At 67.7% G+C, this 17,399-nt stretch carries 17 protein-coding genes; 10 read left to right on the top strand and 7 right to left on the bottom strand.

Features of this window, described 5'->3' with window-relative positions:
- Positions 1 to 5: 5 nt before the first annotated feature.
- The 4 genes from BO39_RS21500 (at position 6) to BO39_RS21485 (ending at position 3,617) form a co-directional block, all read left to right on the top strand.
- On the top strand, positions 6 to 1,406 hold the full coding sequence (locus tag BO39_RS21500; protein WP_043837338.1) for an MmgE/PrpD family protein: 1,401 nt from the start codon (positions 6 to 8) through the stop codon (positions 1,404 to 1,406).
- Between the two features lie 197 nt (positions 1,407 to 1,603).
- Entirely contained in the window at positions 1,604 to 2,491 is an 888-nt protein-coding gene (locus tag BO39_RS21495) for a Bug family tripartite tricarboxylate transporter substrate binding protein (RefSeq protein ID WP_245615324.1), read from the top strand.
- Positions 2,492 to 2,560: 69 nt separating this feature from the next.
- Positions 2,561 to 3,190, top strand: coding sequence for a TetR/AcrR family transcriptional regulator (locus BO39_RS21490; protein WP_052402425.1), 630 nt, complete (start codon positions 2,561 to 2,563; stop codon positions 3,188 to 3,190).
- A gap of 157 nt (positions 3,191 to 3,347) precedes the next feature.
- Entirely contained in the window at positions 3,348 to 3,617 is a 270-nt protein-coding gene (locus BO39_RS21485; protein ID WP_281175616.1) for an SDR family NAD(P)-dependent oxidoreductase, read from the top strand.
- Positions 3,618 to 3,779: 162 nt separating this feature from the next.
- Here the strand turns inward: BO39_RS21485 and BO39_RS21480 are convergent, their stop codons facing one another.
- The 3 genes from BO39_RS21480 to BO39_RS21470 form a co-directional block, all read right to left on the bottom strand.
- Positions 3,780 to 4,835, bottom strand: a complete 1,056-nt coding sequence (locus BO39_RS21480) for an aldo/keto reductase (RefSeq protein ID WP_052402424.1) — start codon at positions 4,833 to 4,835, stop codon at positions 3,780 to 3,782.
- Positions 4,836 to 4,991: 156 nt separating this feature from the next.
- Positions 4,992 to 5,963, bottom strand: a complete 972-nt coding sequence (locus BO39_RS21475) for a Bug family tripartite tricarboxylate transporter substrate binding protein (RefSeq protein ID WP_043837333.1) — start codon at positions 5,961 to 5,963, stop codon at positions 4,992 to 4,994.
- Entirely contained in the window at positions 5,963 to 7,390 is a 1,428-nt protein-coding gene (locus BO39_RS21470; protein ID WP_052402423.1) for an MmgE/PrpD family protein, read from the bottom strand. Before BO39_RS21470 ends, BO39_RS21475 begins: the two co-directional genes overlap by 1 nt.
- Here BO39_RS21470 and BO39_RS21465 point away from each other — a divergent pair.
- The 5 genes from BO39_RS21465 (at position 7,389) to BO39_RS21450 (ending at position 11,501) form a co-directional block, all read left to right on the top strand.
- Positions 7,389 to 8,408, top strand: coding sequence for a LysR substrate-binding domain-containing protein (locus BO39_RS21465; protein ID WP_156963816.1), 1,020 nt, complete (start codon positions 7,389 to 7,391; stop codon positions 8,406 to 8,408). The two genes, BO39_RS21470 and BO39_RS21465, sit on opposite strands and share 2 nt — an antisense overlap.
- A 101-nt stretch (positions 8,409 to 8,509) precedes the next feature.
- Complete coding sequence (locus tag BO39_RS21460; protein WP_043837329.1) at positions 8,510 to 9,274, top strand: glycerophosphodiester phosphodiesterase family protein; 765 nt, start codon at positions 8,510 to 8,512, stop codon at positions 9,272 to 9,274.
- A 59-nt stretch (positions 9,275 to 9,333) separates the two neighbouring features.
- A complete protein-coding gene (locus BO39_RS35275; protein ID WP_084698345.1) occupies positions 9,334 to 9,735 on the top strand; it encodes a DoxX family protein in 402 nt (133 codons plus the stop codon).
- Between the two features lie 45 nt (positions 9,736 to 9,780).
- Positions 9,781 to 10,776, top strand: a complete 996-nt coding sequence (locus BO39_RS21455; protein WP_043837327.1) for a Bug family tripartite tricarboxylate transporter substrate binding protein — start codon at positions 9,781 to 9,783, stop codon at positions 10,774 to 10,776.
- On the top strand, positions 10,773 to 11,501 hold the full coding sequence (locus BO39_RS21450) for an arylmalonate decarboxylase (protein ID WP_043837433.1): 729 nt from the start codon (positions 10,773 to 10,775) through the stop codon (positions 11,499 to 11,501). The genes BO39_RS21455 and BO39_RS21450 overlap by 4 nt, the downstream gene beginning before the upstream one ends.
- 224 nt (positions 11,502 to 11,725) lie before the next feature.
- Here BO39_RS21450 and BO39_RS21445 read toward each other — a convergent pair whose 3' ends face one another.
- The 3 genes from BO39_RS21445 to BO39_RS21435 are packed head-to-tail and all read right to left on the bottom strand — an operon-like array spanning position 11,726 to position 16,488.
- A complete protein-coding gene (locus BO39_RS21445; RefSeq protein ID WP_052402421.1) occupies positions 11,726 to 13,399 on the bottom strand; it encodes a hydantoinase B/oxoprolinase family protein in 1,674 nt (557 codons plus the stop codon).
- The gene (locus BO39_RS21440) at positions 13,396 to 15,468 is read right to left on the bottom strand and encodes a hydantoinase/oxoprolinase family protein (RefSeq protein WP_043837325.1); all 2,073 of its coding nucleotides are present in this window, start codon (positions 15,466 to 15,468) and stop codon (positions 13,396 to 13,398) included. Before BO39_RS21440 ends, BO39_RS21445 begins: the two co-directional genes overlap by 4 nt.
- A gap of 33 nt (positions 15,469 to 15,501) precedes the next feature.
- The gene (locus BO39_RS21435; RefSeq protein ID WP_169742802.1) at positions 15,502 to 16,488 is read right to left on the bottom strand and encodes a Bug family tripartite tricarboxylate transporter substrate binding protein; all 987 of its coding nucleotides are present in this window, start codon (positions 16,486 to 16,488) and stop codon (positions 15,502 to 15,504) included.
- A gap of 208 nt (positions 16,489 to 16,696) precedes the next feature.
- On the opposite strand from BO39_RS21435, the gene BO39_RS21430 reads away from it, so the two are divergent.
- Positions 16,697 to 17,170, top strand: a complete 474-nt coding sequence (locus BO39_RS21430) for a LysR family transcriptional regulator (protein ID WP_052402419.1) — start codon at positions 16,697 to 16,699, stop codon at positions 17,168 to 17,170.
- Here BO39_RS21430 and BO39_RS31375 read toward each other — a convergent pair.
- Positions 17,056 to 17,399, bottom strand: a 344-nt coding sequence (locus BO39_RS31375) for a transposase (protein WP_156963815.1), incomplete at its 5' end; no start/stop codon positions are given. The genes BO39_RS21430 and BO39_RS31375 overlap by 115 nt on opposite strands.

Below are 17,399 nucleotides of genomic sequence, written 5' to 3'. Positions count from 1 at the left end.
ATCCGATGTCCGAACCCGCCGCTGTCACCCTCGCCCGGCACTTCTCTTCCCTCACAATCGACCGCATCCCGCAAAAGCATCTCGACGACGCCAAGGCGCTGATCGCTGATTGGTTCGGCGTCGCTCTGGCAGGCTCCCGCGCAGACAGTGGCGCGATCGCTCGGCGCTTCGCCATCGAGACCGGCGGCGTGGCGGAGGCGAGTATCGTGAACGGCCGCGGCGCGCGCGTACCGGCGGTTCACGCGGCCTTCGCCAACGCCATTGCCTCGCATAGCGTGGAGCTGGACGATGTGGACATCCTCGCGCTGTTCCACTTCAGCCCGCCTGTGGTCGCAGCCGCGCTGGCCGCCGCCGAGCGGGCAGGATCGACTGGCGCAGAGTTGCTGACAGCGGTGGTGGCCGGCTGCGAGGCCATGGCGCGACTGAGCGACGCGACGAACCCATCGCTGCGCGACCGCGGCTATCACACTACGCCTGCAGTCGGCGGCTTCGGCGCGGCAGTCGCTGCGGGCCTCCTCTTCAAGCTGGGCGAGGAGCAGATGGTCTCCGCGCTCGGCATGGCCGGCGCCCAGGCCTCTGGACTTATGGAGATGTACGGCCCCTCCATGCAGAAGCGCTTCAACCCGGGGCCCGCGGCGCGCAACGGCGTAACCTCCGCGGTAATGGCGGAACTCGGCTTTACTGGTGCGGCGACCATCCTGGACGGCCAGCGTGGCTTCTGCCGGGCCTTCAGCGACAAATTCGACCCGGAGGCGCTGACGCGGGGATTAGGGACGGAGTTCCCGATTTACATCGAGTACAAGGCTTATTCCTGCGCTCGCCCGATCCATAACGGCATCGACTGTGCGCTGGACATCCGACGGCAGATGGGCGCCGACCGCGTCGATGGCATCCGCCGCATCACCATTCGTCGGCACCCGGCCTGGGCGCATTACCACCAGATCCCCCGCCCCGCGACGCATCACGAGGCGCAGGTCAGCTTGAACTACTCGGTGGCCGTGGCGCTCCGCGAAGGGGCGGCGCTGCTGCCGCAGTACACCGAGGAAAAGGTGCACGAACCCGCCATCATCCGCCTCTCGGAGATGGTCACGGTAGTACCCGACGACAGCCTGCCGCGCGGCGTCTCCTGCCTGATGACCGCCGAGGCGGCGGATGGCACGACCTACTCCTCCCAGGTGGACCATCCCAAAGGTTCCATCGCCAATCCCATGACGCCTGCCGAGGCCGCGGGAAAGGCCCACCTGCTCGGCGACCCCGTGATCGGGGCCGACGTGATGGACGGGCTGCTGGAGCGGATCCGCCGGGTGGAGACATTGCCCGACGCCGCGGAGCTGATGGAGCTCACTCAGGGCGGCGCCACCACCGGCCGTGCCGCCGAGGGGACGCCTTTCGCCCGCGCTTCCTGAAGGGCTGACCCGCAAAGAACGAGATCCAAGAAGAATAGAAGGGAGAGAAGCAGATGAGCGACGAGGTAACTGTCCGAGCGCGAGCGGAAATGGCCCGCGTCAGGCGCCGCGGGCTGCTCCTCGGGGCACTCGCCACCCCCGCGCTGCTCCGGCCGGCCCGGGCACAGGGATTCCCCACGCGCTCCATCCGGCTAGTGGTGCCCTTCACGCCGGGGGGCGCCGCTGACATTACGGCGCGGCTGATTGGCGAGCGGATGTCGGCCATCCTCGGTCAGTCCGTGGTGATTGAGAACCGCGGTGGCGCTGGCGGCAACATCGCGGCTGAGGTGGTCGCCCGCTCGGCGCCCGATGGCTATACGCTCTTCCTCGGCGGGGCGACAATCTTCTGCGCGAACAAGGACCTTTATGCCGGGCGCATTCCCTTTGATCCTATGAAGGACTTCACGCATCTGAGCCGCGTGTCGATCGGCACGACGCTGCTCACCGTCAACGCCAACTCGCCCTGGCGAAACTTCGCGGAATTTATCTCTGCCGCAAAGGAGAGCCCGGGCAAGCTCACGATGGCCTCTTCGGGACAGGGGACGATCAGCCATCTTTCCCTGGCGAAGCTCATGCAGTCCGCGGGCGTGCAGATCACCCATGTTCCTTATCGCGGATTGGCGCCCGCGCTGAACGACCTGCTGGCAGGCTCGGCGGACATGATCTTCGACGGTATCCCTGCCATCATCCCCCATGTGCGAGAGGGGCGGCTGCGTGCGCTGGCAGTTGGAAGCGCGAAGCGGGTGGACTACGTACCCGGCCTCGAAGCCGTTCCCGGCATGGCAGAGCTGTTGCCAGGTTCAGGAATGGACATGGAGTTTTGGTACTCCATCGACGGCCCGGCCGGGCTCAGCCCTGAAGTCGTCGGGCAGCTGCACGGTGCGACAGTGCAGGCTGCACAGCAGCCGGATTACAGGGAACGCCTGCGGCCTCTTGGCTTCATGCCTGTCACTGACGCATCCCCTGCTGCCTTCACCCGCTACATCGAGGCGGAAACTCCAGCCTGGCAGGAGCTTGTCCGGGTGTCCGGGGCACGGCTGGAATAGACGGGCCCGCGTGACTTGAACCCCATGGACCTTTCCGCCAAGAGGAACCCGGTTTGCAGAGGTTCCTTCATGTCGGTTGAGGACGGAGCGCCGGCCGCCACGCTACGCCGCGGCCGGCCCCGCAGCACGGAAGCGCGGGAGAAGATCCTGGCCGCGACCGAGGAGCTGCTCTCCGAGGGAGGGTTCCAGGCCGTTACAATGGAGGCGGTCGCGGCACGGGCCGGCGTCGCGAAGACGACCCTCTACCGGTGGTGGCCGAACCGGGCGGCCGTCGCGCTGGACTGCGTCTCGGCGCGGATGACACCGATCGCGGACACGTCTAAGGCCGGCAGCTACAGGGAACGGTTTCAGCGGCAGCTCAAAGCGACCATCCGCCTCCTGAACAGTTCACAGGGGCACGCCATTCTGGCGCTGGTTGGCGCCAAGCAGACCGATCCGGTGCTGGCGCAGGCCTATTCGGAGCAGATTGCCCGACCACGGCGTGAGCAGACGCGGATGCTAGCGCAGCAAGCAATCGAGGCCGGCGAGATCGCCGCGGGGACGGACCCCGACCTCTTCCTCGATGCGATTTACGGCCCGCTCTACTATCGCAAGGTGGTATCCGGCGAGCCGGTGACGGACGCCTTCATCGACCGCATCGTGGACGCCGCCTTCACCGCTTTCGGGGTAGGCGGCCAGCGGAAATCAAAGCCGGGCTGAACCCCGGATCGCACGCTCCCGAGAGGCTGGCGCGACGTGCTCAGCCCCACGCTTCGGCCGCCCATACGACAGGACCTGATGCGAAGCGGACCAAGGGGCTGTCATGAACACAGATGGTTGAAGAGCCTTGCGAGCAGATCCTGCCATCGGCGTCGTCGTGGGCGGCGGAAACGGCATCGGCGCAGCGTGCTGCCGCGTCATGAAGCGACAAGGATGGTGCGTCGTCGTGGTGGATCGCGACGGCCAAGCGGCGGCGGCTAAGGAGGTGGAAGGGCACGCCTTCGAGGCGGATGTCCGCGATGAAGAGTCGGTTATGCGCTTGGCTGAGCGCATCGAGCGTGATGTCGGTCGCGCGGAAGGGCTCGTCGATTCATCGGGCACCTTCCAAGACAATACCGCTATCAGCGAGCCCGGTGCTCCGTCCTAGGCCGCATACCGGGGCACGGTGGCGCGGATGCAGACGCGGGCCGAACGCTACAGACCCATCCGCCACCGCGACGAAGGGACACTCGACGTCAGTGTCGTGAGGAGCGTGATCCCCGAGGAAATGCCGCAGTTAGCAAACGAGTGATCGCTACCACCGCGCCGCTCAGAGCCCGATACGCTGGAGACGTGGGGCGCGCCTGACGGAAGCGCCGCTTGCCGGTGGGATGCGACCTTCTAGTGGATAGGCCGGATCGTTGTAGCCGGGAGTGGAGGGGTGACCGGCCGGAACCAACCTGTCCACCAGCGCTTCGTCCTCGTCGGTGAAGCGATAGGCCAGGGCGCCCAGATAGTCCTCCCACTGCGCCTCCGTGCGCGGTCCGGTCACTGATGCGGTGACAATCCCGTTGTTCAGCACCCAGGCGACGGCGAACTGCCCGGCCGTAATACCACGCGCTTCCGCATGCTCTCGAAGATGCTGCGCGATGGTCAGGCTCTCAGGTCGCCACTCCGTCTCGAGCATCCGCGGGTCCGCCCGCCCGGCGCGGGAGTCATCCGGCGGCGGACCTTGGGTCGCGTACTTGCCCGTCAGCACGCCGCGCGCGAGCGGGCTGTAAGGAACGACGCCAAGGCCAAAATACTCGCAGGCGGGCAGGTGCTCGACCTCCACCATGCGATTGAGCGCGTTGTAAAGCGGCTGGCTGACCACGGGGCGGCCGATCCCTGCCGCATCACAGAGGCGGCAAAGTTCGGCGATTCGCCATCCCCGGTGATTTGAAACGCCGAAGTGGCGGATCTTTCCGGCCCGGACGAGATCGGCGATAGCTCCGACAGTTTCAGCCAGTGGCGTCGCATGATCTTCCTTGTGAAGGTACAGTATGTCGATCGTATCAGTGCCGATGCGACGCAGGCTGTCGTCGACCGCCATTTGACAATGCCGCCGGGATAGGCCGCGGTCATTCGGCCCTGGGCCCACCGCATTGGCCAGCTTCGTCGCCAGCACCCATTCCGAACGCCGAGCGCGGATGGCCCGGCCGACCACCTCTTCGGAGCGGCCGGCATTGTAGGCGTTCGCCGTATCGATGAAGTTGATTCCGCGCTCGCGGGCGCTGTCGATAATGCGCGCCGAGGTCGCCTCGTCGGTTGCGCCGCCGAACATCATGGTACCCAGACAGAGTGGCGAGACTCTCAATCCACTACGGCCGAGATTGCGATACTCCATGGCGTTCCTCCATAATGACGGCTGCGCTGACACAAGGTGCGCGTGGCAGGCTACGCCTGGCAAAAGCTAGGGTCGACCGGCAGTGCCCATGGAGACGGGCGCGTTATCCCACGGTGGGCTTGGGAAGCACCAACCGTGGATCGCCGGCCCAAGGAACTACTCCATGCGGATGCCCATCTCGCCCAGCTTGCGCCCCCAATAGGCCGTCTCCTCCCGAATGGAGGCCGCGAAGGCTGCGGGAGGCCGATCAGGAGGCGGCTCCATCCCCTCCAATGTGATGCGCCGCCGGAACTCATCCGTCGCCACGGCACGTCGCGCGGCCGTCTCGTACTGGGTCAGCAGATTCGCAGGGGTGCCGGCGGGCGCAAAGACGGCGTGCCAACCGGTGATGGTTACGCCAGGCAGGCCGGCCTCCGAGAGCGTCGGCACCTCCGGCAGGGCCTCCATGCGGTGATCCCCCGTCACGGCGAGGGCGCGCAGCTTGCCTTCACGGGCCAGTGGGATGACCGGCGCCGGCGAGCTGAAGATCAGCGCCACCCGATGCGCCACCACATCCAGCAGCGCCGGCAGGCTGCCACGATAGGGGACGTGCTCCATCTGTATGCCGGCTGCGTCACAGAATACCACCGCGGCCAGGTGATTGTTGCTGCCGACACCGGCCGAGGAGTAGGCAAGGACGCTGCTTCCCCTGGAGCGGGCGAGCGCGATCAGCTCCTGCACGCTCGACACGCCGAGATCGGGATCCACTGCCAGCACGTACTGGTAGGATGTCGCCTGCACGACGGGCATCAGTGTGGCCACGAGCTCCGTGCCGGCCCCGCGCTGCAGATGTGGATTCACCACAATATGCGTGCTGACGGCGTAGAGCAGCGTGTTGCCGTCCGCCCGTGCCCGCGCAACCGAGGTGGTGCCGATATGCCCGGCCGCACCGCTGCGGTTCTCCACCACCACGGTGCGGTCGAGCTCACGCGAGAGGAGCTGCGCGAAGCTCCGGCCAACGATATCGGTGCCGCCCCCCGGCGCGTAGGGCACGACCATGGTCACGGCTTGTGACTGCGCGCCAGCGGCATGCGTCAGCATCGGCAGCCCGGCCGTGCCGTGAAGCAGGTGACGACGGGTTATGGACATCAGCGCCGCTCCTCCCCGCGCACGGCCGAGCGTCGGTCGGCCGAGAGCACGGACAGCAGCTCCCCGAAGTCTGTCAGCGCTTCAAACTCATCGACCTGCCTGCCGACGAGGGCGGCCTCAGCGTCTGAAAGAAGGCCGGCCACATTGCCGCGGAATTTCGCCTCGACCGCGGCGAAGCTTACCGGGTTTTCCGGGCTGCCTCGGCGGTTCAGCTCCTCATGACGAAGGACCGTGCCGTCGCGTAAGGTTATGCTCATGCGACAGGCGTGGCGGAATGGGGCGCCCAGAGCCTCTATTTCCGCATCCTCATGCGCCTTTACCCGGGAGATGAAGTCCAGCACCTGCGGGTCTCGCAGGCGCTCTTCGGTGAAGTCCGCCGCGGTGACGGTGCCGCTCAGTGCGGTCACGGCCAGGCCGAAGGAGAGGTTCATCTGCGCCGCCGTGATGCCGGCCGGACGATACGGCCAGGCCGTATGCACGTAGGTCATGCGCCCCATACCCACCTCCACCAGCGCGATATCCTGGTGGGTGAGGCGGTGGATCGATATCAGGTGCCGCAGCGCATCCAGCGCGGTGTGGATGCTGGTGACGGTCGGATACATTTTGAACCCGACATTGAGCGTCTCCCAGGTCTCACCGAGGTCGGCGGTCAGCTTCTCCGGCACAGGTCGGCTGGAGAAAGAGCTGAGATAGCCACCATAGCCTGCCTCCAGGATCTCGGTGATCCCCGTGAAGCCCCGCGCGGCCAGCGAAGCGGCGAGCACGCCGGCCTGGGCGGCCCGTCCAGCATGGAGACGCTTCACCATCGCGCCCTCCTGCGCCGCCATCAAGCCAGACGCCATGGAGCCCGCGATGCCGAAGGCATGCTGCATCTGCACAGCATCCAACCCGCGCAGCCGCCCGGCCGTGGCCGCGGCCACAAAGGTCCCGCTGGTGCCCTGCGGATGAAAGCCGTCAAGGAACAACGCCATCGTGGCCGCGTTGCCCACGCGGGTGCCGACCTCGTAGCCAGCGACTATGGCGGTGAGCAGATCCTGCCCGCTGACCTCACCCTCCGCCTCAGCCCAGCCAAGCGCAATCGGCGTAGTTAGCGAATTTGGGTGAAGGATGGACTCCTTGTGGATGTCGTCCATCTCAAAGCCGTGCCCGGCTGTGCTGTTCACCAGCACCGCTTGGCTCATCGAGCTTCGCAGCCCGGTTCCCCACAGCGAGGCAACAGGCGTTCCACCCTCAGTCTCCACCACCTCCTGCAGGATCCGCGTCCAGGAAAGCAGCGCTCCCTGAAGGCAGACGCCGACGCCGTCGAGCAGGCACAATTTGGCATGCTCCACCACCTCCGGCGGCAGATCCTTGTAGCGCAGCCCGGCAGCGAAACGCGCGAGGTCGCGCGTGGCGTGCTCGAGAAGGAGGGGCGTTTCTCCGCTCATGGGCGTTGTTTCCTCAGCGTACCTGCCAATGCGACGTACGCTAGGAACACGACTATGCGCGGTCCAATATATTGCTGGAGCACTATCCATATGCGCAAAGTATGGGATGGAGCTGCGGCATCTTCGATACTTCCGCGCAGTGGCGGAGGAGTTGAGCGTCACCCGCGCCGCGGCCCGCATCGGCATGGCCCAGCCGCCGCTAACGCAGCAGATCAAGGCGCTTGAAGCCGAGCTGGGAGTCGCGCTCTTCCACCGGATCGGACGACGCATCGAGCTTACTGCTGCCGGTACCGTGCTGATCGGGGAGGCGCGAGCCATCCTGGACCGTGTAGAGCGCGCGACCGCTCTGGCCCGCCGCGCCGGGCACGGCGAGATCGGCAAGCTACGTGTCGGCTTAACCGCCTCTGCCTCGTTCAGCCCCTTCGTCACGGAGGTACTGAAAACCTACCGGGCGCGTTGGCCGGAGGTGGAGATCGCCCTTGTGGAACGCCGCACCGCTCTGCTCGCCGCCGCGCTCAAAGCCGATGACCTCGATGCGGCCTTTGTGCGCCCTCCCCTTAACCCGGATACGTCCGTGTCCGTCCGATGGCTGGTGAAGGAGCCCATGGTGGCTGCGGTGCCGATCGGGCACCCGGCGGTCAAGCGACGCATCGTGCAACTGGAACTGCTGCGGGATGATCCATTCATCCTCTACCCGCGCCGCGGAGGCTCCGGCCTATCGGACCAGGTCCTCTCGGAGTGCCTGCGCCTCGGCTTCTCGCCCCGCATCGGGCAACATGCGCCGGAGCTGACCACCGCCATCAACTTCGTCGCGGCCGGAATGGGAGTGGCGGTCGTCCCTGCCTGCATGCAACACCTGCGTCCGGACGCAGTCCGCTACCTGACGCTGGTCAGCAGCGGGCTGAGCGCGCTGCTCGGGCTAGCTCATCGGGATGAGAGCCGGACAGAGACTATTCGGAACTTGGTGGCTGTTGCAGCAAATCTGAGTGCCGCATATGGGAGTTTGGCAGGTGACTAATCCCAAAGAACCGCCGCGCTTGTTCAGATAGGTTTCTTCTCTTCCATCCCCTGTGACTAGCTGCGCGACCGGCTGGACCCGACCCTGCGCTGACGGAGCCCATGACCCACCGCACCCTCATCGCCTCCCATCGCGGCGGCAGCTATCCCTGGCCGGAGAACAGCCCCACCGCCTTCCGCGAGACCGCGAAGCTCGCGGTCGAGCAGGTGGAGTTCGACGTGCATCTCTCGTCCGACGACGCCTGCGTCGTCATCCACGACCCCCTGCTGGACCGCACCACCGAGGCGCGCGGTCCCGTCCGGGCCCGCACGCTGGCGGAGCTCCGTGCCATTCGCATCCGCGGCGCGCATGGCGAGACGATCCCTACCCTCGCGGAGGTCGCGGCCATCTTCCGCGATACGCCCATCAAGCTCCGGCTGGAGATCAAGTCGGATCCCGACCGCCGGCTCTATCCCGGCATCGCACCGCGCGTGCTGGCAGTGCTGGGGGAGGCGGGAATGCTGGAGGGGACGGTGATCACCTCCTTCCAGGCCCCGATGCTGACCGAGGTGCGGAAGGCCGGCTTCACCGGCACCACCATCTGGCTCTGCGCCCTGCCGGTCTGGCACGACATCGGCGTGAAGGGCGCCATCGGCGTGTCGCGGGGGCGCGAGTGCCAGGGCATGGGGCTGCACCACTCCATCCTCGACGCCGCGGTGCTGGAGGAGGTGCGCGCCGCCGGCCTCTCCCCTGGCGCCTGGGGCTTGAAGGAGCGCGCGGATATCCGCCGCGTGCTCGACCTCGGCGTTGACGTCTTCACCAGCGACGACCCGGTGACCGCGCTGGAGATGCGGCAGGCGTCTGGCGCAAGGCCGGAACCGGAATAGGAGCGTCGCCGGCTCAGCCCCTCCGGGGAAGGGAGAAGAGGTCGGGCCGGTCGGTGGTGATGAGCGCCACCGGTGAGGCCAGCCAGTGGGCAATGGCCGCCGGCTCGTTGATCACCCAGGCGCCGAGACGCTCCGCCCCGACGCGCGCCAGCAGCCGGCTGCAGCCAGCGGAGTTCCTAGTTTCGATTATCGGAAGCCTTGAGCTTTTCGGCGGCCCACTCCTGGCGCCGGGACTCCTCACGCGCCCCATTGCCCTGCTCTTCAGTGACTTCACGGCTGTCGCGACCTCTGACGATCACCGGTCAGCTGAGTACCTCCGGATGGCCAGGAGCTTTCCATGCCTTTGCCTCCGCTCATCCTTTCCCTCACCATTATGCCTTGCGGTGGGGGCAAGCGGTCCTTGGACCGCAAGCTCGGGCGCGAGCTCTGACGGGATGGGTCCTGGCAGGGCCAGGGATTGATGACCGCGGGATTTCTGACGTTACGTCAGTCGGGAAGGAACCAGGATGAATCAATGGAGACGACGGCGCGACCTGCTCCCCTTGGCGCCGCTCCTCCTGGCATCGATCGGCATCATCGGGCAGGCGGCGCCGGCGGCCGCACAGGCCTGGCCGGCACGGCCGCTCCGCGCCGTCGTCGGCTTCGCGCCGGGCGGCGGGGTCGACCTGGCGGCTCGCGTCATCGCGCGGCGCCTGGCGGAAGTGCTGGGACAGCAGGTGGTGGTGGAGAACCGCCCTGGTGCCGGCAGCACCGTCGCCGCCGCCTATGTCGCCCGCACCGAGCCGGACGGCTACACGCTCATGGTCGGCGAGACCGCCATGTTCACCGGCCCGATCCTCTATCCCAGCACGCGCTTCGATCCCGTGGCGGACTTCGTGCCGGTGATGCGCATGGCCGTCGCGCCGCTCGGCATTGCCGTGCCGGCGGCACTTGGCATCGCGGACCTATCCAGTGCTCTCGACCGCGCACGACGGGCCCCTGCGCCTTGGCGGTACGGCACCCCCGGCGTGGGAACGGCGCAGCACCTGGTGGGCGAGATGCTGCGGCAGGCAGCCAGCGTGCCGCTTGAGCATGTTCCCTATCGCGGCGGCGCGCCCGCCATCACCGCGCTGCTGGCGGGCGAGGTCGAGATGGCGGTGGCGAGCCTGCCCTCCCTCACGGCGGCGGTCGCCTCGGGCGGGGTGCGGCTGCTGGGCGTGACCACGGCGGCGCGGGTTCCGGGCCTTGCCGAGATCCCAGCGGTGGCCGAAACCATCTCGGGCTTCGAGGCAGCGCCCGGCATCTTCCTGCTCGCTCCAGCCGGCACGCCGGCGCCGGTGGTCGCGCGGCTGGCCCAAGCCGGGGCCGAGGTGGGCCGGGACGCAGCAATCGGGGCCGCTCTCGTCTCGGCGGGGCTGCTCCTCGGCGACACGGCCGGGCCTGCGGAACTGGCGGCACAGGTGGCGGAGGAGACGCGGCGATGGTCGGAACTGGCACGGGCGACCGGGGCGCGCCTCGAATGAGCGGGAGCGCCGGGCGGCCGCTGGTCGGCATGATCGTCCCGCCGGCGGATGGCGCGGTACCACCCGAGGGGCCGGCGCTCTATCCGGAGGGGCCACGCTTCATCGCTGCCGGCCTCGCGCTGCCGCGGCTGACGCCCGAGGGCTACGACTCCGTCGTGCCGCAGATCGCCCGCGCGGCGAAGCGCCTGGCGGAGCAGGGTGCGATGGCGGTCGCGCTGATGGGCACGTCATTGTCCTTCTACAAAGGAGCCGCCTTCAACGAGACGCTCACCCGCGCGATCGGCGAGGCAACGTCGCTGCCGTGCACGACGATGAGCACGGCCGTCGTCGAGGCGTTGCGCCGGCTGGGCGCGCGGCGCGTGGCCGTTGCCACCGCGTATTCCGACGAGGTGAATCACCGGCTGGTCGCCTTCCTGGAGGAGTCAGGCTTCGCCGTTGCGGGGCTGGAGGGGCTTGGGCTGGAGATGGTGGGCGCCATCCACGCGGTGACGCAGGAGGAACTGGACGGGCTGGCGGACCGTGCCATCGCGGCCTCGCCGAGCGCAGAGGCGCTGCTTGTCTCCTGCGGAGGGCTGCGGACGCTCGAGCTCGCGCCGCGGGTGGAGGCGCGCCACGGGTTGCCGGTGGTTTCCTCCGCTACGGCCGGAGCCTGGGCCGCGGCGCGGCTGGCCGGCCATTCCGGCCGCTCGCCCGGCTACGGGCTGCTGTTCGAAGAGCATGCCTGAGCACCCAGGCCAGCGGGTTCAAACCTCGTACGCCACGAACTCGCCATCGATCCCGGCCGCGATTTCACAGGATGCAGACATGTGGGCCACCGTTGATGGCTCGGACACGCCACTTCCGACAGAGTAGCAGAAACAATAGGTCGGAGCACCGTAATTAGCGCCCCGCATGCAGACCTGTAGTTCACCCTGCCGATCAAGTGGAGCGTGCGACTGGACGGCCAAGATCACCCGTTTCCGTCTTGCCGACGGCCGGTGTGGCCAGCGCCAGCACCATGAGCTGCACCCACATAGCCGGCCTCCCAATCCACCTTCTGCCGGCCAGCGCTCCTCTCTCCTGCAGGACCATGCCCCCCGCCACCGGGCGTACCCATGAGCACAGTGTCGCCTTTCGCGAGCACATACTGCCGCTTGGGGTCTACGGCCCGCCCGTTGATGTGCAGCATGCCCGGGGCACCGGCCTCCCCACCTTCGATGCCAAAGGCAGGAAAGAGAGTGCGCTCAGCGAGAAAGGAGACGGCGATCGGGCTTTCAGACCGGCTCTCGATAAGCACCTCCTGCCCCAACCCACCGCGGTGACGCCCGGCGCCCCCACTGTCCCGACGCAGGCGCTTGTGGTGGACGCGCAGCGGCGCGATGTGCTCCGTGATCTCGATCGGTGTCGAGGAGACGTTCGATGGCCAGGAGAGGCAGGAGATGCCGTCGCCGCGCATGTTCCCTCCCATCCCCCCGTTGAAGAAGAACATGTTGGCGTAGGGCTTGCCGGCGGCGTTCACGCCAGATTGGTTCATCCCCCACATCGGCGACCCACAGGCCGCCATGACGCGCTCCGGCACCACCTGGCCAAGGCAGCCGAAAACGAGCATCGGGATATAGTGCCCGATCAGCATGCGGGATCCGCCCGAGGCCGGGAACACCGGATTGACGATGCAGCCAGGCGGCGCCTCGATCCGGATGGGCCGCCAGGCGCCCTCGTTGTTCGGCAGGTTAGGGCTGGTGCAGACCTTCACCCCGTACATCGTCATGGCGTAAGTGTAGCAGAGGGCACAGTTGATCGCCCGATCCACCTGCGCATCCGTGCCCGTGAAGTCAGCGGTGATGGTATCGCCGTCGACCGTGAGAGCCAGGCGCAGGGTGATGGGCTTGTCAATCAGCCCATCCGTTTGGAGAGAACTAGCGTAGGTGCCGTCCGGCAGGGCGGCGATGGCGGCGCGCATGGCTGTTTCGCAGCGTGTGTGAATCTCTGCTGCCAGATCCCGCAGGTGGTCGAGTCCCACCTGCTCCATGAGTATGAGCAGCCGCTCCTCCATTAGGTCCAGCGCCACCACCTGAGCCCAGAGATCACCCATGGTCTGGTCGGGCGTGCGGACATTCTTGCGAATGATGGCGACTAACGTGTCGTCCTGCTGCCCCGCCCGCATTAACTTCATGGGTGGGATCTGCAGCCCCTCCTCGAAGACCTCGCGCGGCTCGGGGCTGCGGATCTTGCCGCCGATATCGGGCGCATGGGCGGTCGAGGCGCTGAAGGCGACCAGCTTGCCGTCGCGGAAGATGGGCTTTGCCACGGTGATGTCGGGCAGGTGCCCCGTTCCGAGCCAGAGGTCGTTCGTGATCAGCACGTCTCCGGGCTGCAGGCTCTCCTCCGGGAAGTGCCGGATGAAGTGCTTCACCGTCTCGGGCAGGGTGCCGATGAAGCTTGGGATGCTCTCGGTCGCCTGCACCAGCGACTGGCCTGCGGCATCCGTCACCACACAGGAGAAGTCGTAGCTCTCCCGCACCAGGGTCGAAAAGCTGGTGCGGACCAGCGCCGCCGCCGCCTCGTCCACGAGGGAGATGAGGCGCCGCCAGAGCAGCTCGATCTCCACGGCGTCGAAGCGCCGGGTAGCCTCGTTCTCGCTCATGCCACGCGCTCCGCCAGAATGGAGCCGTCGGGCAGCACGCCGATGCGCGCGCCGGGACCAACGACGAAGGTGCTCTCGTTCTCCTCAAAGATCGCAGGGCCTTCGAGGGTCACGCCCGGTGAGAGGGCGTAGCGGTCATAGACCGGCGTTTCGATGTCGCCCACCTCGGGAAAGTGGACACGACGACGGCCCTTCAGAGCGGTCGCGCCCGCCTCGATGCGGCCGATGCGCAACGTCCCGCCCGCGCCGGGCATAGGAGCGGAGACGGAGAGGCGCAGCGCCACGAACTGAGCGTTGGCGCCGGGCGGCGTGCGGCCGAAGAGCTGGCCATAGGCGGTCTCGAAGGCCGCGAGCACGCCTTGCGGCTCCAGCACCTCGGGCAGGGCCACGGTGACTTCGGAGCCCTGTCCGACATAGCGCATATCTGCCAGCCGGCGCAGGCTGCGGCGCGAGAGGTCCGCGCCGGTGCCACCAACGATGTGCAAGGCCTCCCGCTCTAGGCCCTCAAAGGTGGCGCCAATTTCGCTCCAGTCCGCCTGCGCCAATGTCACGTTGCGAGAGGCCACGCGGTCGATACGGGCGGGGGCCATCAGCATGCCGATGGTGCTTCCCGCTCCGGCACCGGGCGGGCAGACCACGCGGGAGACGCCGAGCTTGATGCCGACATTCCATGCATGGACCGGCGCGGCCCCCCCGGTGGCGAGCAGGGCGTAGTCACGCGGGACACGGCCGCGCTCGGCAATGGCGACGCGAGCCGCGCCGGTCATGTTCTCGTTCACGACGTCATGGATGCCAGGCGCGCCGCGTCCGGGCTCGAGCCCAAGCCGCGTGGAGAGGTCCTCCAGTGCGCCGACGGCTGGCCCGGGATCAATCCGCATCGTGCCGCCGAGAAAGAAATCGGGATTTAGATAGCCCAGCGCCAGGTCGCTGTCCGTGACAGTCGGCTCCGTGCCACCCCGGCCGTAGCATACCGGCCCCGGCTGTGCCCCCGCGCTCTCCGGTCCGACATGCAGTGTGCCCAGTTCAGACGGTCGCGCGATGGAGCCGCCCCCCGCCCCGATCTCGATCAGCTCGACCGTCGCAATCTGCACTGGCAGCCCGGACCCGCGAAGGAAGCGTTTGGTGCGCGCCGCCTCGAAGCCCCAAGCAAGGAGCGGCTCCCCATCGTCGACCAGGGCCAGCTTGGCGGTGGTGCCTCCCATGTCGAAGGCCAGCACCCGCTCTAACCCCGCGTGGCGGCCGAACCAAGCTCCCGCCAGCGCGCCCGCCGCCGGGCCGCTCTCCAGCAGCTGCACCGGCGCGCGCTTGGCCTCCGCCACATGCGTCAGCCCGCCATTTGAGAGCATGAGGAAGAGGCCGCCCGGAATGCCCGCACGCTTCAGCGCGGCCTCCAGTGTGTCTAGGTAGATCTCCGCGATCGGATGGACATAGGCATTAGCGACCGTGGTGACGGTCCGCGGGTACTCGCGGATCTCCGGCGCGATGTCGCAGGAAAGCGAGAGTGACAGTTGCGGGAAGCGCCGCGCGATGGCCTCCGCCACCAGACGCTCATGCACTGGGTTAGCGTAGGCATGCAGGAAACAGACGGCGAGGCTGGTCACGCCCTGCGCTACTAAGTCTGCCACCTCGGCCAGCGCCGCCTCCATGTCCAATGGCACCTCGATGCTGCCGTCCGGCGCCAGGCGCTCGCGCGCCTCCCGCCGCCAGGGACGGGGCACAAGCGGCTTCGGCATTTCCAGGAAAAGGTCGTAGAGCTCGTATTTCCGCTCCCGTGCGATCTCCAGCACGTCGGCGAAGCCCGCCGTCGTGAGAAGCCCCGTGGGCGCGCCCTTCCGCTCGATCAGCGCGTTGGTGAAGAGGGTGGTGGCATGCACCACCCTCCCGATCGATCCCGCCTGGATGCCGCTGCGCGCGAGCAACCGCTCCAACCCAGCGATGGCGCCGCGAGAGGGATCGTCGGGCGTCGTGCTCTCCTTCCAGATGGCCGCACGGCCGTCAGAGGGGTCGTGAATGACGAGATCGGTGAAGGTTCCACCGATGTCGATGCCGAGCGAGAGCGACGCGGTCATGAGCTTCCTTGGTCAACGGGAATGTGGCGGCCGTCAGTCGCCGCGAATATTGTTGGCCTGCACGACCTCTTTCCAGCGCGCGCGATCCCTCAAGATGCGCTGCTCGAAGTCGGATCCGGCCGCGCCGAGCGGCAGGAGGCCGCGCTCAGTGAGGATCTTCGCCGTCTGCGGATCGTTCACTACGGCATTGAACATCTCACCCAAGCCGGTCCGCACCTCGGTCGGCATGTTGGCTGGGCCAGCTAGGCCGAACCAATTGTTAATCTCGAGCGCCGGGATACGGCTGGCCAGCGGCGCCAGCCCCGGCATCAGCGAGGTAGGTTCCCTTGCAGTCACGCCCACGCCCTTGAGCTGCCCAGCGACGATTTGCTGCGCAACCTCGGCGACGTTCGCCACCATCATGTCCACTCGCCCGGCGGAGACATCGAGCGTGGCCGGCGCACCGCCACGGTAGGGGATGTGCGTCATCTGCACCCCTGTTGCCCCGCAGAAGAGCGCGGCACCGAGATGGTTGATGGAGCCGTTGCCCGAGGAGGCGTAGGTTGCCGCCCCGTTGCGCGATTTCGCGTAGGCGATCAGCCCGTCCACGTCGCCGAAGGGCGCGTCCGGCCGCACCACCAGCGCCATGGGCGTGCCGGCCAGGGCAGAGACGGGGGTCAGCTCCCGGTCTAGGTCCAGCGGCACGGGGATGCCGGGAATGGCGGGCAGCACGCTCATCATCCCCATGATGGCGCTGCACAGGGTAGTACCATCCGGTGCCGCTCGGGCCGCGGTCTGAGCCGCGATGAAGCCGTAGGCACCGCTACGGATCTCGGGAACAAGCTGTACGCCGCGCAGGCGCTGCGCCCCCTCGCCCACCACGCGGACAAGGATGTCTACGGCACCACCGGGCGGATAGCCCACCAGCACACGGATGGGCTGTGTCGGTAGCCAGGCGGCACGGGCCTGGCCGGCAGGGGCCATGGCGGCTGTAACGGCGCCGGCCATGAAGGCGCGGCGTGGCATCCGGACAGGTGTCATCGGTCTCACCTCCAGGCTGAGCCGGGCGAGGCTGGCTGCGTCATCCCCGGCCGCCGGATCATGGTCCGGACGGTCCCTTCTCGTTCTTGCGAGATCATGCCGCTTCGGCATGATCTCGCCGTCGTCCCCCGAAGGTTCGGCGGGAACGGCTTCAGCTGCAACTGAAACTCCGGCATGCCTTCATGAGGATCTGGAATAAACTCCGACCATGCGCCGCCATGTTCCGCCAACGGCCGCCCTGCAGGCCTTCGAAGCCTGTGCCCGCCACCTCAGCGTTTCCCGGGCCGCCGAGGAACTGCGGCTGACGCAGAGCGCGGTCAGCCGCCAGCTCGCCGGGCTGGAGGGGCTGCTCGGCCTCCGCCTTTTCCAGCGCGTCCGGCAGCGACTGGTCCTGACGCCCGCCGGCGCTGCCTATGCGCCGCGCGTGCGCGCCAGCCTCGCCCGCCTGGAGGGTGCGACACGCGAGTTGCTGGCGCGTCGCGGCACGGGTGGCACGCTGAACCTCTCCGTCTCTCCCACCTTCGGAGCACGCTGGCTCACACCGCGCCTTCCGGCCTTCCAGGTCGCCTATCCGGGCGTGATGCTTAAAAGCCAAGAACAAAACCTCCTGATCTGGCGGAGGCAGATGACGGCGCAGGCGAGGGTTGTCAGGGCGAGGTGCAGGTCGGCGCGGCGTTCGTAGCGGACGGTCAGGCGCCGGAACCGGGCGAGCCAGGCGAAGGTGCGCTCAACCACCCAGCGGTGTCGTCCGAGGCGGGCACTGCTCTCGATGCCGCGCCGTGCGATGCGCGGCGTAATGCCGCGGGTGCGGCACTCACGGCGACAGCGGCGGTGATCGTAAGCCTTGTCGGCGTGAAGCTTGCTGGGCCTACGGCGCGGGCGCCCGCGGTGCCTGGCCCGCACACCGGGCA

Origin of the sequence: Roseomonas aerilata DSM 19363 (assembly GCF_000711725.1) — a bacterium.
Classification (GTDB): domain Bacteria; phylum Pseudomonadota; class Alphaproteobacteria; order Acetobacterales; family Acetobacteraceae; genus Roseomonas; species Roseomonas aerilata.
Note: the sequence above shows the minus strand (reverse complement) of the source record. Positions and strands in the feature narration are given on the sequence as shown.